At 55.9% G+C, this 20,249-nt stretch carries 17 protein-coding genes; 16 read left to right on the top strand and 1 reads right to left on the bottom strand.

Going from position 1 to position 20,249, the window contains the following annotated elements:
* Nucleotides 1-101: 101 nt before the first annotated feature.
* The 16 genes from fimA (at nucleotide 102) to JFU58_RS09975 (ending at nucleotide 18,553) form a co-directional block, all read left to right on the top strand.
* On the top strand, nucleotides 102-647 hold the full coding sequence (gene fimA / locus JFU58_RS09900) for a type 1 fimbrial major subunit FimA (protein WP_201140436.1): 546 nt from the start codon (nucleotides 102-104) through the stop codon (nucleotides 645-647).
* Between the two features lie 85 nt (nucleotides 648-732).
* Nucleotides 733-1,425: a fimbria/pilus periplasmic chaperone gene (locus JFU58_RS09905; protein WP_201140437.1), complete on the top strand. Its 693-nt coding sequence runs from the start codon at nucleotides 733-735 to the stop codon at nucleotides 1,423-1,425.
* A 130-nt stretch (nucleotides 1,426-1,555) separates the two neighbouring features.
* Complete coding sequence (locus tag JFU58_RS09910; RefSeq protein WP_201140438.1) at nucleotides 1,556-4,144, top strand: fimbrial biogenesis usher protein; 2,589 nt, start codon at nucleotides 1,556-1,558, stop codon at nucleotides 4,142-4,144.
* Between the two features lie 23 nt (nucleotides 4,145-4,167).
* Nucleotides 4,168-4,692: a fimbrial protein gene (locus JFU58_RS09915; protein WP_201140440.1), complete on the top strand. Its 525-nt coding sequence runs from the start codon at nucleotides 4,168-4,170 to the stop codon at nucleotides 4,690-4,692.
* Between the two features lie 11 nt (nucleotides 4,693-4,703).
* Nucleotides 4,704-5,204 (top strand): fimbrial protein, encoded by a 501-nt coding sequence (locus JFU58_RS09920; protein ID WP_201140442.1) that lies wholly within the window; start codon nucleotides 4,704-4,706, stop codon nucleotides 5,202-5,204.
* A gap of 14 nt (nucleotides 5,205-5,218) precedes the next feature.
* Nucleotides 5,219-6,211, top strand: coding sequence for a fimbrial protein (locus JFU58_RS09925; RefSeq protein ID WP_201140445.1), 993 nt, complete (start codon nucleotides 5,219-5,221; stop codon nucleotides 6,209-6,211).
* Between the two features lie 163 nt (nucleotides 6,212-6,374).
* Nucleotides 6,375-7,547 (top strand): EAL domain-containing response regulator, encoded by a 1,173-nt coding sequence (locus tag JFU58_RS09930; RefSeq protein WP_242488243.1) that lies wholly within the window; start codon nucleotides 6,375-6,377, stop codon nucleotides 7,545-7,547.
* Nucleotides 7,548-7,703: 156 nt separating this feature from the next.
* Nucleotides 7,704-8,330 (top strand): response regulator transcription factor, encoded by a 627-nt coding sequence (locus tag JFU58_RS09935; RefSeq protein WP_063030202.1) that lies wholly within the window; start codon nucleotides 7,704-7,706, stop codon nucleotides 8,328-8,330.
* Nucleotides 8,330-10,480 carry an ATP-binding protein gene (locus tag JFU58_RS09940; protein ID WP_201140447.1) on the top strand — a complete coding sequence of 717 codons (2,151 nt, stop codon included), beginning with the start codon at nucleotides 8,330-8,332 and terminating at the stop codon, nucleotides 10,478-10,480. The genes JFU58_RS09935 and JFU58_RS09940 overlap by 1 nt, the downstream gene beginning before the upstream one ends.
* A 167-nt stretch (nucleotides 10,481-10,647) precedes the next feature.
* Nucleotides 10,648-11,862, top strand: a complete 1,215-nt coding sequence (locus JFU58_RS09945) for an EAL domain-containing response regulator (protein WP_201140449.1) — start codon at nucleotides 10,648-10,650, stop codon at nucleotides 11,860-11,862.
* Nucleotides 11,863-11,945: 83 nt separating this feature from the next.
* Nucleotides 11,946-12,368, top strand: a complete 423-nt coding sequence (locus JFU58_RS09950) for a histidine kinase (RefSeq protein WP_201140450.1) — start codon at nucleotides 11,946-11,948, stop codon at nucleotides 12,366-12,368.
* 211 nt (nucleotides 12,369-12,579) lie between these two features.
* Nucleotides 12,580-13,188 (top strand): fimbrial protein, encoded by a 609-nt coding sequence (locus tag JFU58_RS09955; RefSeq protein WP_201140456.1) that lies wholly within the window; start codon nucleotides 12,580-12,582, stop codon nucleotides 13,186-13,188.
* A gap of 266 nt (nucleotides 13,189-13,454) precedes the next feature.
* On the top strand, nucleotides 13,455-13,985 hold the full coding sequence (locus JFU58_RS09960; RefSeq protein WP_003217734.1) for a fimbrial protein: 531 nt from the start codon (nucleotides 13,455-13,457) through the stop codon (nucleotides 13,983-13,985).
* A gap of 66 nt (nucleotides 13,986-14,051) precedes the next feature.
* A complete protein-coding gene (locus JFU58_RS09965; protein ID WP_201140452.1) occupies nucleotides 14,052-14,789 on the top strand; it encodes a fimbrial biogenesis chaperone in 738 nt (245 codons plus the stop codon).
* A gap of 159 nt (nucleotides 14,790-14,948) precedes the next feature.
* Nucleotides 14,949-17,384: a fimbria/pilus outer membrane usher protein gene (locus JFU58_RS09970; protein WP_201140457.1), complete on the top strand. Its 2,436-nt coding sequence runs from the start codon at nucleotides 14,949-14,951 to the stop codon at nucleotides 17,382-17,384.
* 59 nt (nucleotides 17,385-17,443) lie between these two features.
* Nucleotides 17,444-18,553 (top strand): fimbrial protein, encoded by a 1,110-nt coding sequence (locus JFU58_RS09975; protein WP_177025410.1) that lies wholly within the window; start codon nucleotides 17,444-17,446, stop codon nucleotides 18,551-18,553.
* Here the strand turns inward: JFU58_RS09975 and JFU58_RS09980 are convergent.
* Nucleotides 18,540-20,249 (bottom strand): efflux RND transporter permease subunit (locus tag JFU58_RS09980; RefSeq protein WP_201140453.1); only part of this gene is annotated, 1,710 nt, incomplete at its 5' end. The genes JFU58_RS09975 and JFU58_RS09980 overlap by 14 nt on opposite strands.

The following is a 20,249-nucleotide window of genomic DNA, read 5'->3' on the forward strand; positions in this document are numbered from 1 at the left end:
TCTCTCTCCATTCTTATTCCGGAACTGTCTCATTATAGTTCGTGTGCTTGAGTTGACTTATACCAAGCGCTGGAATCCCCAAAGATATGGAGTTTAGATTTATGCGGAAAATTAATCTGATTAACAGCATGATTGCTGCCTCACTGCTTTCAGTTGGCGTGGCTCACGCCGATGCAACCATTGTTAATGGCGGTACCATTCACTTTCAAGGTGAAGTTGTTAACGCTGCCTGTGCCGTCGATACGGGCTCTGCTGACCAAACCGTACAACTGGGCCAGGTAAGAACCACAGCACTGAGCGCGAGCGGCCAGTACAGCACCCCTGTTGGCTTTAATATCCAGTTGAATGACTGCGATAGCGGGGTTTCAAGTCAAGCATCCGTCGCCTTCACCGGTGTAACTGACCCTACCAACGCCCTGGCACTGGCTCTGGAAAGCTCCGCAGCCGGCGCTGCCACCAACGTCGGCGTCCAGGTACTGGACAGCGCAGGTAAGCCTATGACGTTCGACGGCGCTACGTTCGGCAAGCAGTTGGCCCTGAGTGATGGCACCAACACCTTGCCGTTCCAGGCACGTTACATCGCGACAGGCCCAGCCACTGCGGGTACTGCCAACGCCAACGCCAACTTTAAAGTGCAATACCAGTAACAACCCGTTGACAGGGATGTGCGCAGGCCAGGGAGGCCATTTTTCGCAGAAAATTCGTGTTCGCCTACAAGATTGACGTGAAAAAATGATGATGACTACAAAGACAACTAGAGCCCTGATCGTGTTGGCGGTGGTTTTACTCGCCAATCGCGCGGAAGCAGGCGTGGCCCTTGGTGCGACGCGCGTTATTTACCCTGCCGATCAGAAGCAAACGTCGTTAGGCTTAAGCAACAGCAATGATAAAGACACTTTTCTTATCCAGTCATGGGTGGAGAACAGTGACGGCAAGAAAGACGGTCGTTTTATAATTACACCGCCGTTGTTTGTGATGCAGGGAAAAAAAGACAATACGTTGCGCATTGTCGATGCCACCAACAGTAGCCTGACGAAAGATCGGGAAAGTTTATTCTGGATCAACGTAAAGGCAATTCCGTCTGCAGACAAGGCGCAACAAAAAGACAATACGCTGCAACTGGCGATTACCAGCCGGATAAAGCTCCTGTATCGCCCACGCGCCCTCAGCATCTCCCCGGAAGACGCGCCGGGAAAGTTGACCTTCAAGCGCAACGGCAAATCGCTGGTTATTACTAATCCAACCCCTTACTTCCTGACCATCACGGAGCTGAACGCCGGCACACAGGCACTGGAAAATGCCATGGTTCCGCCAATGGGGTTTGTGAATGTGGACCTGTCTGGCAGTACAAGCAGTTCGATTACTTATCGAACGATTAACGATTTCGGCGCGTTGACTGCAGTGATGAAGGGAGCGCTTCAGTAAACACTGTTGCGCGAATCAAACCTTGATTATGGATCTTGCATCAGGCGGGTAAATCCAGAGCTAGCATGGAAGTTTTTTGTGCGGGAGGGGCTATGTCGTACCTGGGTTATATAACTGGCGATAACGCAAAATGAAAAATGGAACCCGGGATTCAGTACTTCAACGATTACTGTTGTCACCTTTGGCATTGCTTCTGGTAGGCCCCGTTTTTTCTGCGCGTGCAGACAACTATTTCAATCCTCGCTTCCTGTCCGATGATCCTGCATCAGTCGCGGATCTATCCGGCTTTGAAAAAGGCTTGGAGGCGCCTCCCGGCACCTACCGAGTCGATATCTACATGAATGACGGTTACAGCGCGACCCGGGACATTACCTTTGATAAAAGCGCCAATGGGCAGCAACTGGAACCGTGCCTCACGCGCGCTCAACTCTCGTCCTTCGGCGTCAATACGTTAGCCGTGCCCGATATTGTGGCGATGAAGAGCACCGCCTGCGTTCCCTTTACACGGCTTATAACCGATGCCTCCAGTAGGTTTGACGTTGGGTTGCAGCGGCTTTACCTCAGTGTTCCCCAGGCATTCATGGGAAGGCAAGCCCGTGGCTACATTGCGCCTGAGCTATGGGATGACGGCATTACGGCGGGCCTGCTTAATTACAACTACACCGGCAGCGAAGTACGCCGCGAGCAGGGCGGAGTGTCCAACTATTCGTACCTTAGCCTGCAAAGCGGCCTCAACCTGGGCGCCTGGCGCTTGAGGGACACCAGCACGTGGAGCTACAGCCATGGCGTGGGCGTAACGGAGAACCAGTGGCAACACACCAACACCTATCTGGAGCGGGGCATTTCCTCGTGGCACAGCCGATTGACCCTGGGTGACGGTTACACCGCTGGAGATATCTTTGATGGCATTAACTTCCGAGGCGTCCAAATTGCCTCGGACGACAACATGCTTCCGGACAGTCAACGAGGTTTTGCACCTGTTATACGCGGTATTGCGCAAGGTACTGCCAAGGTTTCGGTGAAGCAGAATGGGTATGAAATCTACCAGACGACAGTACCCCCGGGGGCTTTTACCATCAACGACATTTATGCGCCCGGCACCAACGGCGACTTGCAGGTCACTGTTGTAGAGGCTAATGGTTCAACGCAGACGTACACGGTGCCTTATTCATCTGTGCCGATGCTGGAGCGTGAAGGTCAAGTGAAGTATTCGCTGACAGCGGGGCAGTATCGCAGCGGCAACACGCAGCAAGACAAACCGGAGTTTCTTCAGGGCACTGCATTATGGGGCTTGCCGCATGACTGGACCGTCTTCGGAGGCACGCAGTTCTCGAACAACTATGACGCCCTGAACATTGGCGTGGGTAAGAACCTGGGCGACCTCGGCGCGATATCGGCCGACCTGACCCAGGCCCGCGCAACGTTGTCTGACGACACCCAGCATCAGGGGCAGTCTTTGCGGTTTCTTTATAATAAATCCGTTAACCAGTGGGGTACCAACCTGCAACTGTTGGGCTACCGCTACTCAACGAGAAACTTCTACACGCTGGCTGACACGGCCTGGAGCCGCATGAGTGGCTTCACGGTGGTCAACCAGGATCAGTCTGTTCAGATAACGCCGCAAATCACTGATTTCTACAACCTGAACTACAGCAAGCGGGGTCGCTTCCAGGCCACGTTGACGCAACAGGTGGGTAAGGCTTCTACGGTATATTTAACCGGTAGCCAGCAGAGCTATTGGGGAACGAGGCAGTCAGACGAGCAACTCCAACTCGGGTACAACAGTTCAATAGGAGACATCAGTTGGGGAGTGAACTACAGCCTGACAAAGAGCGCTTGGGCAGACAATAAAGATCAGCAGTTGGCTTTCAACATCAGTATTCCGTTTAGCCACTGGATGCGTTCGGACAGTCATTCCTCCTTTAAAAGGACCAATGCCAGCTTCAATACATCCAGTGATCTGAAAGGCCGGGATGCCAGCACGGCTGGGCTCTATGGTACGTTGCTTGACGATAATAACCTCAGTTATAGCGTGCAAACGGGATACGCCAGCGGTGGTAACGAAGACGCGTCGAAAACCGGCAACACTGCGCTGAACTATCGCGGCGCTTATGGCAATACCAACATCGGCTACAGCACCAGTGAAGACTACAGCCAGGTGTATTACGGCGTCAGCGGTGGCGTATTGGCGCATGCGGATGGCGTGACCTTCGGTCAGCCGTTGAACGACACCGTGGTACTGATAAAAGTACCGGGGGCGGATCACGTCGCAGTCGAAAACCAAACGGGTATAAAGACGGACTGGCGCGGGTATGCGCTGCTCCCCTATGCGGTGGATTATCGTGAAAACCGGATCGCTCTGAACACCAACTCCCTGGCCAACAACATTGAGCTGGAAGACCCGATATTAAGCGTCGTGCCAACGCGCGGGGCAGTCGTGCGCGCCGACTTCAAGGCCCGCGTCGGGATGAAAGTCCTGATGACGCTGAGCCACAACGACAAGCCCGTACCGTTCGGCTCAATCGCGTCTTACGGCGAAGGCCTCGCGGGGAGCATCGTGGCCGATGGTGGGCAAGTTTATCTGACCGGCCTGTCGCCGACCGGGCAGATCAACGTGAAGTGGGGCGATGCTTCGAACGAACGATGCACCGCAACGTACAGCCTGCCGGTAGAGAGCCAAATGCAGGCCTTGAGTTATGCCTCTGCGGTATGTCGCTAATCGAAACAGGAGCGGGCCACCCCATGAACAAATATCTTTCTTTTCTGTGCCTGATTCCGTGCCTCGTAAGCAACGCTTACGCAGCGGACACTACCATCACTATCAAGGGTTATCTTAAAGGCAATACCTGCTCAGTGTCGGTCGATTCCAAGAGCTTTACTGTGGACCTGATGAGCAACGCGACAAAACAGCTCAACCGTGTGGGGGTAACCACTGTTCCGGTGCCGTTCAAAATCATCTTCGACAAATGCGGCGGTTCAACAACTGCAGTGAAGGTTAGCTACGACGGGGTATTAGATAACGATAATGGCACTTTGCTCAAGCTTGACGGTGGCATCAGTGCCGCCAGTGGCATGGGTATACAGATACTGGACAGTAACAAAAACGCAATTCCGTTACATTCGGGCATGCCATCACTCAGCTGGACCAACCTGATCGCTGGCCAATCAAATACGCTGGGATTTTATGCCTGCCTGATGGCAACGCGTTCCCCTGTGACGGCGGGAGTCGTGAGTGCGACGGCTAATTTCACTCTAGAGTTTCAATAAAGGGTCAGGGAATGAACGGTATAAAACCTGCGCTGTTGACAGCATTATTGCTGGTTGCCGGGGTCATGAACACTTATGCGGCAGACGTGAACATTATCGTCAACGGACGCGTTGTGGCGCAACCTTGTACCGTCTTGGCACCACCGGTGGTAGATCTGGGCGATCAGTTTGCCACCGACTATAGCCAGGCAGGATCACGTTCAGGCTGGTACCCGGTGACGCTGAGTTTGACTAATTGCCCGGTGGGAACATCAGGAATAACCGCGACGTTTACGGGCCCCGCTGACGATACGGGCTATTATCAAAACCAGGGGGATGCTCTCAATCTTCAACTGGAGTTGCAGGATGCCAATGGCAACAATTTAAACAATGGCAACTCGTCTACTGTTCAAGTTAATGAGTCGACGCAAGCGGCAACTCTATCGCTGCGGGTCCGGGCGTTATCCGTCAAGGGCAATGCACAACAGGGCAGTATCCAGGCTTCGATTAATGTTACATATACATACTCCTAGTGAGAGTTGACGAGATGAAGAAAAACGCCAGCGCCACACTGCTGTTTCTGCTGTTCACATTAATCATTTCGAATAGTGCTTTTGCCCTTGATTGTCAGGCGCAGGGAGTGAACATGCACGTATTCAATGGTATCGGGGGAAGCTTCAATATCTACGTGAATTTGGATTCACCCGTTCAGACAGGACAAACCATTGTGGTGCCTCTTGGCAACTACATACAATGTAGTAACACGTTTGCCACGTCTGATGGACTTGATACTGTCAATGAAGTATTCATTCAAAACGCTAATATTTCGGGGCTTTTGAATTATATTTCCGGAAAAATTTCGTATCCAGGGAGTCAGGGTAACGAAACTCAGTATGATCTCCCCACTACGAGCACCCTGCCTACATTTATGGGTTTTATTCGAGACACCTCTATCCACCCGTTTAATGCCACACTGTATTTCAATGTTAACGGTAGTGGAGCATCTGGCGTTGTAGTCGGTGCAGGTCAGATGCTGGCCACACTGACGATGATAACTAGAACCTACACTGACCAGAGTCAGATTGCGGGCAGTGGGGGCCAGGGTGTGGGCTATAGCACCGGCCCTCCCATTACGTGGAATATCTATTCCAACAATGCAGTCGTTCTTCCCAACTCAGGCTGCGATGTGTCATCAAATAGCATGACGATAGCTCTTCCAGATTACCCAGGAACTGCGGCAATTCCGTTAAGCGTGCACTGTGCACAAAACTTAAATGTCTCCTATTACCTGACAGGCACTACGACAGATAGCGCTAACAGCATCTTTAATAACGTGGCTTCCACGCCCGCCGCAGCCGGCATTGGTGTGCAGCTATCGAATCGTAATGGCGTCATCTCAACCAACAGCAATATCTCACTGGGTTCGGTTGGAACCAGCCCCGTAGACCTTGGATTGACGGCGTCCTATGCGAGAACCAATGGACAGGTCGTCGCAGGCAATGTGCAGTCCCTGATCGGCGTAATGTTCATTTATCAGTAGATGCCTCCACTGGCGGGTTCATCGACCTGGGCGTCGAAGCCGACGAATAAAAGCCTTCTGCCATACCCTCGGAAATTTCCGTGCGATATGCAGGAAAACGGCTTTCGTAATTCGTCAATAAAGACGGCAGCATGGCCGCAACGAAAACAAGGCCTGTACCGACATGATTTCTTTAAGAATCCTCGTACTTGAGGATCGCCTGCCACGCCGCAAAGCCATTACTCAGATGTTGGCGGAGCTGGGTGTGCGCGCGGTTTTCCATTCAGCCGAATGTGACAAAGCCCTGGACCTCATCACCCGTGCAGAAGGCGTGGACATTGTCATCTGCGACTTAAGCCACGAGAAACGTGGCTATTTCGATTTCCTGTTAGCCGCAGGACGGGCACGCCTGGTCAATGCGCTGGTTTTAGGCTCGACGCTTGAGCCTCAGTTTTTGCGCGCGGTGGAGTGTATCAATCAGTTTTCACAGCTCAGGCTGATCGGCGTGATGGGGCCTGACGCGCCCCTGCATGACTTGAGCTCGATTCTGCGTGACTACATCAAGCACAAAACCTTAGCACCGTTGCTGGCCCCGGACTCCTTGAAGTTGCCTACCGAGTCCGAGGTTAGAAAGGGCCTGGAAGCGCGAGAGTTCAAGGCGTGGTTCCAGCCCAAGTTCGACTTGCGTACCGGAGCCCTGTGCGGCGTGGAAGCGTTGGCGCGCTGGGAGCACCCGACCCGTGGCTTGTTACTGCCCGGTGAGTTCCTGCCGGCAGTGCTGGCTTACGACCTGATCGACGAGATGTTCAAGCAGGTTTTCGCCCAGGGGCTTGACCTGCTGGTTGCGCTGCGTGGACGTAATATCACGCTGCAGGTTGCGTTCAACCTCCACGCCTCGCAATTGGCCCGTTTCGATTTGGCGCTGCACATCGAAAACGCGTTGATCGAGCACGATCTACCCGGCTGCGCACTGATGTTTGAGTTGGCCGAAAACGGCCTGCTGGATATGTCGGTGGCCACCCAGAAAAGTTTGCTGTGTTTGCGGCTACTGGGATGTGGCTTGTCCATCGACGATTTTGGCACAGGATTTTCCTCGTTGACGCTGCTGTGCCAGTTGCCTTTCCAGGAGTTGAAACTCGACAGTTCGGTGGTGCAGGATTTGTCCGACCTGCACAGCAGGGCCATGATGCTCAGCACGATTGCGTTGGCCCGGGCGCTGGATATCAACCTGGTGATCGAGGGTGTCAGCAGCCAAGAAATACGTGACCAGGCCTTCGCCATGGGCGGGACCTTTGCACAAGGTTTTCACTTGGCCAAACCCATGAGTGCACGCCGCTTGAAAGAGTGGCTGGAATGACTCAGTCAATCTGAAAATCACAACGCGCGAAGGGCAAAATAACCTGCATTGTTCAGGTGCGGTTGGACTAGACTTTGCCGGTGTAGTCGCTTGCCTCCCTCTACGCCTTCTCGTTTCGTGATCTGTGTCCAGATAAACAGAATAAGTGAGATAGATATGCGCAAGGCGCTGGTAGTGGACGATCACCCGATAGTTCGGGCGACGGTCAAAATGGTCTTGAAACAGGAAGGTTTCGAAACGGTGGTAGAAGCGGGCGACGGTGCCGACGCCGTGCAACAGGCACGCCAGGAGTTGCCGGATCTGGTGGTGCTGGATATTTCGATGCCCAAGCTCGATGGGCTGGAAGTCATCAGGCGCATCGTCGATCTGAATATCGCCACGCGAATCCTGGTACTGACGTCCCTGGAAGCAGGTTTGTATCTCAAGCGTTGTATGAGTGCCGGTGCTGCCGGTTTCCTCTCGAAAATCGACGACCTGGACGACTTGCGTCGCGCTGTCAAAGTGCTGATGTCCGGCTACACGCATTTCCCCAACCTGGCGATCGGCTCGGTTCGTCGCAGTGACGTCGAAATGAATGAAGCGCGGGTGATCGAAAACCTGTCGGATCGCGAACTGGTGATCCTCAAGCACCTTGCCCTGGGTCTCAGCAACAAGGAAATCGGCGACTCCATGCTGCTCAGCAACAAAACCATCAGCACGTACAAGACTCGACTGCTGGAGCGCTTTGAAGTGACATCCGTCGTGTCACTTTCGGAAGTGGCCAAGCGCAACAGTATTATCTGATGAAGGCCGCCAAAACGATTGTTGCCGCGCTGCTGATGGCCGGGTTGCCGATGCTGGTACACGCCGAACCGCACATCGCAGGGACTTCCGACTTCGAACTCGACATGGTGTTCCGTACCCAGGGTAAATCCACGCTCTATTGGGGCATGGTGCTTGCAGGGGTGGGTTCCATCATCTGTTGGCACCTTGCGGTGATGCTGTGGCGACGCAGGGCCGATGACCCGCGCCGGGTCCTGGCAACCTTTGTCGCCAACATGCGCCTGATGCTCGATAACGTCCCGCGGCCGGTGTTCATCCGAGATCATGAGGGCCGGCTGGTCGCGTGTAACGACAGTTACCTGGACTTCCTTTCCATGGACCTGGACCAGGTGATTGGCAAGCCAATTACCGAGTTGCAGTTGATGCCGCTGTCCGAGTCCCGGCAGTACCATGAGCATTACCTGCGGGTCGTGCGCGACGGCATCCCGATGATCGGCAGCGGTAGCCTGGTGGCGCCCTACGGTGAAACGCTGGCGCTTTTCTACTGGATTTTCCCGTGTTTCAACTCGCGGGGGCGAGCGGTCGGGGTGATTGCGGGATGGGTCGATGTCAGCGACCGCGAGAAGTTGATGATTCAGTTGAAGGCCTCGCAAAAAGAAGCGGACGACGCCAACAACGCCAAGACCTTGTTCCTGGCGACCATGAGCCATGAAATCCGTACGCCCATGAACGCGGTGCTGGGCATGCTCGAAATGGCCACCAAACGCGCCGAGCAAGGCATTATCGATCGGGTGTCACTGGACATTGCTTCCAGCTCGGCCAACAGTCTGGTGGATTTGCTGGGAGATATCCTCGACATCGTGCGCATCGAATCAGGTCAACTGACGCTGGCCCCGAAAAGAGCGAATTTGCATGACGAGGTACTCAAGGTCGCGCGCATCTTCGACGGTGTGGCACAGCAAAAATTTCTCGAACTGCAGATTGAACTCGACCCCCAGGCCGACTGCGACGTGCTCGTCGACGCCATGCGGGTCAAGCAGGTGTTGTCGAACCTGCTGAGTAACGCGATCAAATTCACGGTTAAAGGCCAGGTGCGTTTTTTCCTGCGCTGCACACCGGTTGTGGCCGGCTCCGAGCTGGACCTGACGATGAGTGTCATCGACACCGGCATTGGCATCTCGCCGGAGGATCAGGCCCTGTTGTTCAGCCCCTTCACCCAAGTCGGCCAACCAGCGGAAGCCATGCGTACGGGCTCCGGGCTGGGCTTGGCCATTTCCCGCAAGTTGTGCGAGATGATGGGCGGGCAGTTGACCTTGTCCAGTGAGCTGGGGCGCGGTACCCGTATTGATGTTGCGTTGCGCTTGCCAGTCCTTGAGAGCCTTGGTCCGCCGATCGTGGATTCGATAGCACCGGTAGTGCGTGCGAAACGCTTGAGCGTATTGGTGGTCGACGACTATCCGGCGAACCGCCTGCTGCTTTCCCAGCAGCTGACTTACCTGGGGCATGACGTCAGTGATGCGGAGGACGGTGCACATGGCCTGAGAGCGTGGCGCCAGGGTGCGTATGACGTGGTGATCACCGACAGCCATATGCCCATCATGAATGGCTACGACCTGGCCCGCGCTATCCGTGACGAAGAGCAGCGTCAAAACTCGAAACCCTGCGTGATCGTAGGCTTGACCGCCAATGCCCAGCCGGAGGAGAAACAGCGGTGCCTGAACGCCGGAATGGACGATTGCCTATTCAAGCCCATCCGGCTCGGAGAACTGAGTGCCCGATTGACTGTCATCGAGCCACTGATACATCCGAATGAAGCGCCAATAGCGATGGTGGGGCAGGGGATCAACCTTGACTTGACCTCGCTGATTCAATTGGCGCGGGGCGACGAAGAGTCGGTGAACACCATCATCAAGAACCTGGCGCTCAGCCTGGAAGAGGACATGGGCGTGTTGATGCAATGCTATGCGAACAAGGACGTCGAAGGGCTGGCAACGCTGGCACACCGGATAAAGGGCGGCGGCCGGATTGTCGGTGCGCAGAACGTGCTGATTCGTTGTGCGCAGTTGGAGGCGGCCTGTGAAGAGGCGATGCCTGCCCAACTGACTGCCGCCACCCTGGCCTTGGAGCAAGCCATGATCTCACTGAAAGCGGCCTTGATTGCCCTGGTGTGAAATGGGGTCACACCCGATGGGATGGAGGTTCGGAAATTTCCGAATGAGCAGGAAATTTCCATTGAGCGTGTAGGTTTTTTCCAAAGGCCATTAGGAGCAATCCTAAATACACGGCGGGGGCGGGGCGCAATAATTTACCTGTCCCCACCACCTGTGTAAAAGCCGCCATGTCTTTCCTACCGATACGCGTTCTGGTAATCGAAGAACAGCCTTTCAAACGACTTATCGCCACCCGCGTTTTTCAGGATCTCGGTTGTGAAGACGTGGCGGCGGTGGCTGACGGGGCTGCCGCGCTGGAGATACTGGCACGTACTGGCCCGGTGGATATCGTGTTGTGCAGCTTGAAACTGCAATGCACCCAGGGCCTGTCTGTGATCGAGGACCTCAGCCGTGGCGGCTTCCTGAAGGCACTGATCATTTGCAGTGTGTACCCGGCGAACTTGCACGGGGCCTTGGACCGGATGCTGTCGATGCACGGCGTGAAAGTGTTGGGGTATGTCGATACGCCCGTGCGCGCCAGTGAGTTGGGCCCGATGGTCGGTGCTTTCCTGGAGTCGGTTGCCGTGCGCAGGACCGACGTTTCCAACTCGATCAATTTGAAGTGGTTTACTCAGTCCGAATTGAAAAGAGCGATTCTGGATAATGAGTTCAAGGCGTTTTTTCAACCAAAATTCAATCTGGTCACTGGTGCGGTCGACAGCCTGGAAGCCTTGGCGCGGTGGGACAACCCAAGCTATGGCTTGTTGTCGCCTGGCGACTTTTTGCCATTGTTAAACAGCTTCTATTTGATGGACGATCTGTTTTTCGCGCTCTTTGAACAGGGCTTGATGATGTGGCAGGAAGTCCTGGCAACCGGGCGCCAATTGAACGTTGCATTCAATCTGCAGGCAGAGCAGTTCAGCAATCCGCAATTGGTCACCGGCATTAGTCTGTTGATTGAACGCTATCAGGTACCGGCGCCCTGCCTGACCTTTGAAATCACCGAGAGCGGTTTGCTGGAAACGTCTCCTGCGGTGCTGGAAAGCCTGATCCGTTTGCGGATGATGGGCGCCGGGTTGTCCATCGACGATTTCGGTGTGGGCTTCTCTTCCCTGGAGCGCCTGTGCCAACTGCCGTTTACCGAGATCAAACTCGACGGCAGTTTCGTCCAGGACCTGGACGGCAACGCTGCCAACCGCGCGATTGTCAGCAGCACCCTGGCATTGGGCGCGGCGCTGAATATGTCGGTGGTGGTGGAGGGCGTTGAAACCGAGAACCAGCGTCAGTCATTGATCAAGCTGGGTTGCGTCCAGGCCCAGGGTTATCTCTGTGCACGGCCCATGAGCGCCAACCGGTTGTTGCTGTGGCTGGACTCACAGCGCGCGTCCATCAACAACGTCTAACTGCATTTCATCTATTCGGCCGAACGCTCGCCGTCTCCCTGTCTGGGCGTTCAGTTTTTCTCGAGGGGAAGGAAGGGTGTTTCATGGCTAATCCAAAGCTGCGTATTTTGTTGGTTGACGAAGAACATTCCAGGCTGCTGAGCATAGAGAAGAACCTCTCGGGACTTGGCTACAGCCGTGTTGCTCCGTTGACATCGCTACGGGACTTGCTGGCGATACTGGATAACGCTTTATCCACGTTTGACTTGCTGATTATCCACCAAGCCGTGCTGGATAATGCGGGCGAGGTACTTGAACACTCCGTGCGAAGTTCTTCTGCGATCAAGCATCTACTTGTTTACCAGGGTAATACGCTGCAGGTTCTTTCCTCTGTTGAGTTTTCGCCATCCCCCATGCGCCTTTCGCTGCCTTGCCCGCCGGATCGGGAGTCCATCAGGCAAGTGATGGGCTTTATCGACAGTGTAGATTCACATGAGGTCTACGGTAAAACGCGGGTGTCTGTCTAGTTGCAATCCTGCCAACTTGCAATATTCATTTCGGTGGAAATTTCTTTGTCATGGCAGGATCTTTCCTTAAGCACAAAGAGATATTTAGTCTTGAAGGAGCTTACTCGAAAAATGACCATTCACCGTATGTAAGGTATGCAATCACAGTGTGAGCGTGAATAGCAAGCCAAGCATTCCCATGAATGATTATTCTGATTTTATGAGGCAACTTATGATTTGTGTATTCCGCAACTTCGCTCTCGCCGCACTGACCTCGGCCGTTATAATGCCTGTCGCGCAGGCTTCCGATGGCACTGTTAACTTCGGCGGTTTGCTGCTTACTACTACCTGTACGATCAGTGTGAATGGCGGTACCAGTGTGGGCACCGTCACGCTGCCGACGCTCTCGACCGGGACACTGGGCGCCGCTGGCGCTACTGCCGGTAGAACAAACTTCACTATTGGGCTGAGTGCCTGTAACAAATCCATCACTACGTTCTTGAATGGTCTGGCGGGAAACCCTTTATACGGAGTAAATACGACGTTATCGAACGCTTACGCTTATTTTGAAAATGGCGCCGGCGTCGATCCAGTTAGCAAAAATATACTTAACGCCAGCGGCACGGCCACCGGTGTGCAGTTGCAGTTGGTGGGAGCTAGCGGCTTGGTGATCAAAGCGGGTGACAGTACGCAATTGCAGGTCATCGGTGCCCCGATCAGCGGCGGCCTCGTAGCCGGCCAAACCGCCGTGATGAATTATGCCGTTCAGTACATTGCCACCGCTGCAACCACACCGGGCAGCGTTGTGGGGTCAGTCACTTACTCGATCGCCTATAACTAACGCATCCAGTGGCTTTAGATCGGCTATCGGCCATCAAGTCCCTGGTGTATTTATTCCATTAGTTATGCCCTTCACCTGGGAAATTAGAAGCTTGCGGAAAAAGCCAGGCCCGCCTTGGGAAATTTCCGAAGATATGGCAGGAGCTTTCAAATTGAAGGGCTTCATTAAAAGAAACATCATTCACTCCGTGCAAAGCGCACCGCCATATTGCAAATGCAAATGGCCCGCAGGGCATTACTCTTATTAATAATTCGTTGAGGCAACTTATGAACCGTACCTATATCGCTCTCGCGGCGCTGACTTCCGCACTCGTGATGTCTGCTGCACAAGCGTCTGATGGCACCATCAACTTTACTGGCCAACTGACGGCTCAGACCTGCACCACCAAGGTCAATAACACGAGCAACGTCGGTACCGTCACGCTTCCGACGTTTTCCATCGCGTCGCTGGCTACTGCAGGTGCCACTGTTGGTGCCACCAACTTCACCATCAATCTGAGTGCTTGCACCGGCACTATTGCGACCACCGCTGCGATATTTGAAGCGGGCTCTGGCGTTGACCCAACCACCCAAAACATTCGTAACACCGGTAGTGCCACCGGTGTGCAGCTGCAGTTGCTTGATTCCGCCGGTAAGGTGATCAAGGCCGGTGATACCAGCCAGGTCGCTAACACCGCGCGTACCACTATGACCGGTACCACTTCAACGCTGCCGTACGCTGTTCAGTACATCGCCACCACCGCAACTACCGCGGGTACTGTCCTGGGTTCGGTTACTTACTCGATCAACTATCAGTAAAAGTTACACGGTCAGCGCATCTTTCAGGACCTGGAAGATGCGCCGACGATGTTGGGAGAGAGTGATATGCAGCGTAAAAAAGCCTGGTGTCGTTATGTCGTGATGATGGCGGCCCTGCTGGGTTGTTCCCAGGCGATGTCTTCGGTCGTCATCACCGGCACCCGTGTGATTTTTCCGGCGGATAAAAAGGAAGTCACCGTCAAGATTAACAACAACGGCACCAAGCCCGTACTGGTTCAGTCGTGGATTGATAGCGGTGATCCCGCGTCCACCCCAAGCAATTCTTCAGCGCCATTTGTGATTTCGCCACCGGTCTCCCGGGTTGATGCTGACAAGGGGCAGAGCCTGCGCCTGATGTTTACCGGTACTGCGCTGGCTTCAGACAAGGAGTCTGTGTTCTGGCTCAATGTGCTGGAAATTCCGGTCAAGGCCACCAGCGATCAAAACATGCTGCAAATGGCCTTTCGCTCGCGAATCAAAGTGTTTTATCGGCCAGCGAATTTACCTGGCACACCGTCAGCGGCCATCGAGGCGCTGCAGTGGAAGGTTGTTGCGCAACCCAATGGTACCTATGGGCTGCAGGCCTATAACCCAACGGCGTTTTACGTTTCACAAAGTGACCTGGTGCTGGTTAACGGCGGCCAGCGAATACTGAGTGAGGCGGGGATGATTGCGCCCGGTGAGACCCATATCTTTGCCTTGCCCGGCCTGAAGTCGATGCCGGCACCCGGCGCCAAAGTTGAATACAGCGCCATCAATGATTACGGCGCTCTGGTTCCTACCCACGAACCCGTCATGCCTTAGGCCTATCAGGCCTTAATCGTTTTTCACCCTCCGTCGTCCGGGTAATTTATGACTACGCTGTCTCTTCTGCGCGCGCGCCGGAAGGAAATCGCTTGCGCCCACGCCATCGATTTGCCGGTTTGGGGTCGCCGAACTTTACTGATTGTCAGTGCATTGTTGATGCCTTACGCCATGGCTGAAGACGTGCAGTTCGATAACTCTTTTCTTCCGGCAGGCTCGAGCGGAATTGACCTGACGCTGTTCCAGAGCGGGAACCCGGTGATGTCGGGTACGTACCGTGCCGACATTCTGGTGAACTCGAACCTGAGCATGCGTCAGGATATCCGTATCGTGTCCGACGCCAAGGGCAGGAACCCCAGGGTCTGTGTCGACACCCGGATGCTGGAGCTGATGGGCGTAAACGTAGAAGCCCTGTCGCCGACGGCAACTGCCAAGCTGGCGACTGACCCGTGCCCGGTCATCAATGAGCTGATTGACGGTGCCACGGCGCTGTTTTCCACCGACACGCAGCAACTGGACTTCAGCATTCCGCAGGCGGCCTTGCGGCGTAACGCCCGAGGGTACGTCAGCCCTGAATTATGGGACCGCGGCGTGACCGCAGGGATGCTCAGCTATGACTTCAACGCCAACCACAACAAAACCCTTTCAGGCACTGACGATTCTGCATATCTCGGCTTGAACGCGGGGCTGAACGTGGGTGACTGGCGGTTGCGGCACAATGGTTCGTTCAATTGGGACCGCCTGACTGGCAGCAAATACCAGGAAATCAACACCTTTGCCCAACGTGACCTGACAGGCTTGAAGAGCCAGCTGACGGTAGGCGAAGCTAACACCAGCGGCGAGATCTTCGACACTCTGGCCTACCGTGGGGTCGAGGTGGCTACCGATGACCGCATGCTGCCGGATGCATTGCGTGGGTACGCGCCCGTGGTGCGCGGTATCGCTCGCACCAACGCGCGGGTCACCATCAGCCAGGGCGGCAATGTCTTGCTGCAGACCACGGTGGCGCCCGGCGCCTTTGTCATCGATGACCTGTATGCCACCGGCTATGGCGGCGACCTGCAAGTGAACGTGCTGGAAGCCGACGGCACCCAGCAAAGCTTCATCGTGCCTTACGCCTCGGTCAACCAGTTGCTGCGTCCTGGCACCTCACGTTTCAGCGTGACAGCCGGTGAAACCCGCAATAACTACATCAGTAAACAGGTTGAGCTGCTGCAAGGCACTTACCAGTACGGCCTGGCCAACTCGCTGACCGGTTATACCGGTGGCCAGGCCAGCGATGGTTACCTGTCGGTGCTGGGCGGTATTGCATTTGGCACACCCATCGGCGCCTTCGGGGTTGACGTGACCCATGCCCAGACCGAACTGCGCTCCGGTGACCAGCAGGGGCAGAGCCTGCGCGTGTCTTTCAGTGAGAATGTCCAAAGCACCGGCAGCAACTTCTCCCTGGCGGCTTATCGTTTTTCCACCAGCGGTTACTTCGATTTCAACAACGCCGTGCTGTTCAGGGATGCGGAACAGAACGGTACCGACACCAGCCAGTTTGGCCAACCGCGCAGTCGCCTGACCCTGTCCCTCGACCAAAGCCTGGCCAACTGGGGGCATTTGTCGTTGAGCGGGTTTACCGAGAACTACTGGAACCAGCCGGGCCAGGATATCCAGTACCAGATGGGCTACACCACACAGATCGGGCGGGTAAGCCTGGGCTTCAACCTCAGTCGCAGCCGCTCCGGCCTGGCCGAGATGCAAACCACTGAATTGTTTACCGTGAGCATGCCGATCGGGTTCGGGTCCTCAAGCAATACACCGCAGTTCTCGGGCCGTTTGGCGCGCGACAGCCAGGGTAACTACAGCCAGCAGGCGAGCGTGAGCGGCAGTGCCGGTGAAGATCAGCAATACGGCTACAGCCTGACGGCAGACCGTGATGGCGCGAGCCAGTCGACCGACACTTCGGTCAGCGGCCAATACATGGGCTCCAAAGCCCGGGTCAACGGTTCCCTCAGCGAAGGCGATGGCTACAGCAGCCTGTCCCTGGGTGGTGGCGGCACGATTGTGGTCCATCCAAAAGGTGTGACGTTGACGCCTTACACCGGTGAAACCATGGCGGTAATCAGCGCCCCCGGTGCGGCCGGCGCGAAGGTGGTGGGTTATCCAGGCCTGCGGCTCGATGGCAACGGTTCGGCGGTGATCAACTATCTGCAGCCATATCAGTTGAACGAGATCGCAATCGACCCGGACGGTATATCCCAGGACGTCGAGCTGAGCGAAACCAGCCAGAAGATCGCCCCCCGGGCGGGTGCCGTGGTAGCGGTGGACTTCGCCACGGTGCACGGGACGGCCTTGTTGTTGAACGTGCGCTTGAAGGACCAGAGTCCGTTGCCGTTCGGTGCCACCGTAGTGGATGACGCAGGTAACCCGGTAGGCACTGTAGGGCAGGGCGGGCAACTGTATGCACGTATCAAGGACGGCACACAAAGCCTGCTGGTCAATTGGGGTAAAGAGAGCGGTCAGACCTGCACGCTGAAAGTGCCGGCCCTTAAAGAGCAGGGTCAGATATTGAAGGGCAACGCGCTGTGCCTGAGTGCTGGGTCATGAGGTACGCGGCGAATGCAGCGATGCAGTCTTCAGTCAACTATACGTGCAGAGGTAATTCCATGAAGGTGCTTTATTCCCTGATCGCCGCTCTGGTGTTGTGTGGCCTTGCGCAGTCGGCCCAAGCGATCAATTGTGTCTACATCAATGGTAACAAGGGGTTTGTAGGCACGGCCGCATTGCAGATCAGCTCCCTCAGTGTGCCGAGGGATGCGCCAGTGGGCACAGTGCTCTATCAGCAGAACTTCAATCAGAGCGGTGCAGGCGCCGACTTCAAGTGCCTCAGTACCGGCGGGGCGGCAACCTTGAACACTCTTTTGACGCTGAAGAGCACGTTGGCCAATACCGGTTACAGCGCGGGACCTTACGCCAGCTTCGTCTATCAAACAGGCGTAGCGGGCATTGGTGTCGCCTGGGTTAACGGAACATCGGTGCAAACTGCTGCCGTCAGGGCAGCGATTCCAAATGGCTGCGCATTGTCGGGAAGCGCCGACTGTTTCATATCCGGCCTCAAGATTGCGCCAGCAACCGGGATAGTGCTGATAAAGACTGGGCCAGTGGGAACGGGCACAATCAGCGGCAGTTCGCTGGGTACGCTGGAACAGGATTTCTCTGTTCCCAATAGTGCTACCTCTGTCGCCAACAAAGTGGGGCTGACCGGCAGCATCAACATCGTCGCCCTGACCTGCATGACCTCGGACGTTAACGTACCCATGGGCACCAACAAGATTGCGTCGTTCAGCGGGATAGGTTCGGCCAGCACGCCGGTGAACTTCATGATCAGCCTGACGGGTTGCCCGGGGTTTCCAGGCTATTACGGCAACACCAGTTCGATCCCGACAAGCTCGCAATCGGCGGTCATCAGTGCGGGCACCCTCGTGCCCAATACCCTCAGCCTACGGTTGGACCCGGTCGACACACCGATTGATGCCACCCATGGTGTGTTGAGTCTGTCGGCGGGTGCAGACCCGGCGACGGGTGTCGGTCTACAGGTGCTTGATGCTTCAGGCGCGCCTTGGGCGCTGTCCCAGAATCAGTTGCTGAACCTTCCGCTGGCCGCTGGCACCACGGCGTTGAACATCCCGTTGAGCGCGCGTTATTTGCAAACGGCCGCCACGGTGACAGCAGGTTCAGCCAACGCTGTGGCGACTTACACCATTATCTATCAGTAACCACGCCTGGCTCCTCATCCTGGCCAGGGACCGGCCGTTCAACCTCCTGATGGTGCGTTGAACCAATAAACATATACATCGCCGGCACCATGAACAGCGTCAGCACGGTACCGATCGACAACCCGGCAAAGATCACCAGGCCCATGTCATGCCGTCCCGCAGCTCCGGCACCGGAGGCCCACACCAGCGGCACCACGCCCAGCACCATGGCCGCAGTGGTCATCAGGATCGGCCGCAGACGCACGCCGGCAGCTTCTTCTATGGCCTCACGCTTGCTGTGACCGGCGCGCTGCAGCTCATTGGCGAACTGCACGATCAGGATCCCGTGCTTGGTGATCAACCCCAGCAACGTCACCAGCCCCACCTGGGTGTACACGTTGATCGAGGCAAACCCCATGGTGATAAACGCCAGCGCGCCGAAGAGTGCAGGGGGCACCGAGAACAGGATCACCACCGGGTCGCGGAAGCTCTCGAACTGGAAGGCCAGGGCCAGGTAGACGATCAGGATCGAGAACATCAGCAACCCGAAAAACCCGCCGGACTCCTGCATGAACTGGCGCGACTCGCCGGAAAAGTCCGAGGTGTAGCCCGAGGGTGCGACGTTGGTGAGGATGGTGTTCAATTTCGCCAGCAGTTCGCCTTGGGCCACGCCACTCACACCCGACAGGGTCGCCGAGTTGAGTTGCTGGAAGTGGTTGATGGATTCCGGCTGGGTTGAGGTTTCGATGTGCGCCACGGTGCGCGCCTGGATCATGCTGCCGGATGGGGTGCGGATGTAGTAATCGAGAATCTGGTCCGGGTTGAGCCGGTCAACCTGCAACACCTGGGGAATGACTTTGTACGAGCGCCCGGCCGTGGAGAAGTAGTTCACGTAGTTGCCACCGAGTGCAGCGGACAGCGCCGCACCGACGTCGGCCTGGGTCATGCCCAGTGCGGCGATTTTTTCCCGGTCCACCACCAGCTTGGCTTGTGGCTTGTCGAGTTTCAGGTCCATGTCGGAGAAATAGAACAGCTGTTGTTTCTGTGCCTCGGCCACCACGGCCTGTGCGACTTCGTTGAGGTTTTCCACCGAGTCGGTGGTGGTGATCACGAACTGTACCGGCAAGCCTTGGGCGCCCGGCAGCGATGGCAGCGGGAAGGCCGCGATGGTGGCGCCGGGTACCTGGTTCCATTTCTGCTGGAGTTCCAATATCAGTTCAGCTTGGGAGCGCGAGCGGTCGCCCCAGTTTTTCAGCAGCACACCGCCCAGGCCCTGGTTGAGGATGGGCAGCCCGGTCAACTGGAACATCTGCGCGTATTCAGGCTCTTTGTTGGCAATCTGGAACGCCTGGTCGGCAATCCGCTCCATCTGCTGCGGCGAGGCGGTGGGCGGTCCTTTGATCTGCATGAACACCAGCCCCTGGTCCTCGGTGGGCGACAGTTCGCTTTTTGCGGTCATGCCGCTGGCGGCCACCAGCAGGAACAGCACAAAGCCAAACGTCACCAGCACCGGCCACACGTTCAGGCCCCCTGAGAGCACGCGGTGATAACGACCCCGCAACCAGTCAAAGTACTGATCGAGCTTGCGGGCGAAACGACCTTCTTCCTGCCCGGTCTTGAACAGCCGGGAAGTCATCATCGGCGAAAGCGTCAACGCCACCACGGCCGATACAGTCACGGCACCCGCCAGCGAGAAGCAGAACTCCTTGAACAGCGC

Origin of the sequence: Pseudomonas sp. TH34 (assembly GCF_016650865.1) — a bacterium.
GTDB classification, from domain to species: Bacteria; Pseudomonadota; Gammaproteobacteria; order Pseudomonadales; family Pseudomonadaceae; genus Aquipseudomonas; species Aquipseudomonas yamanorum.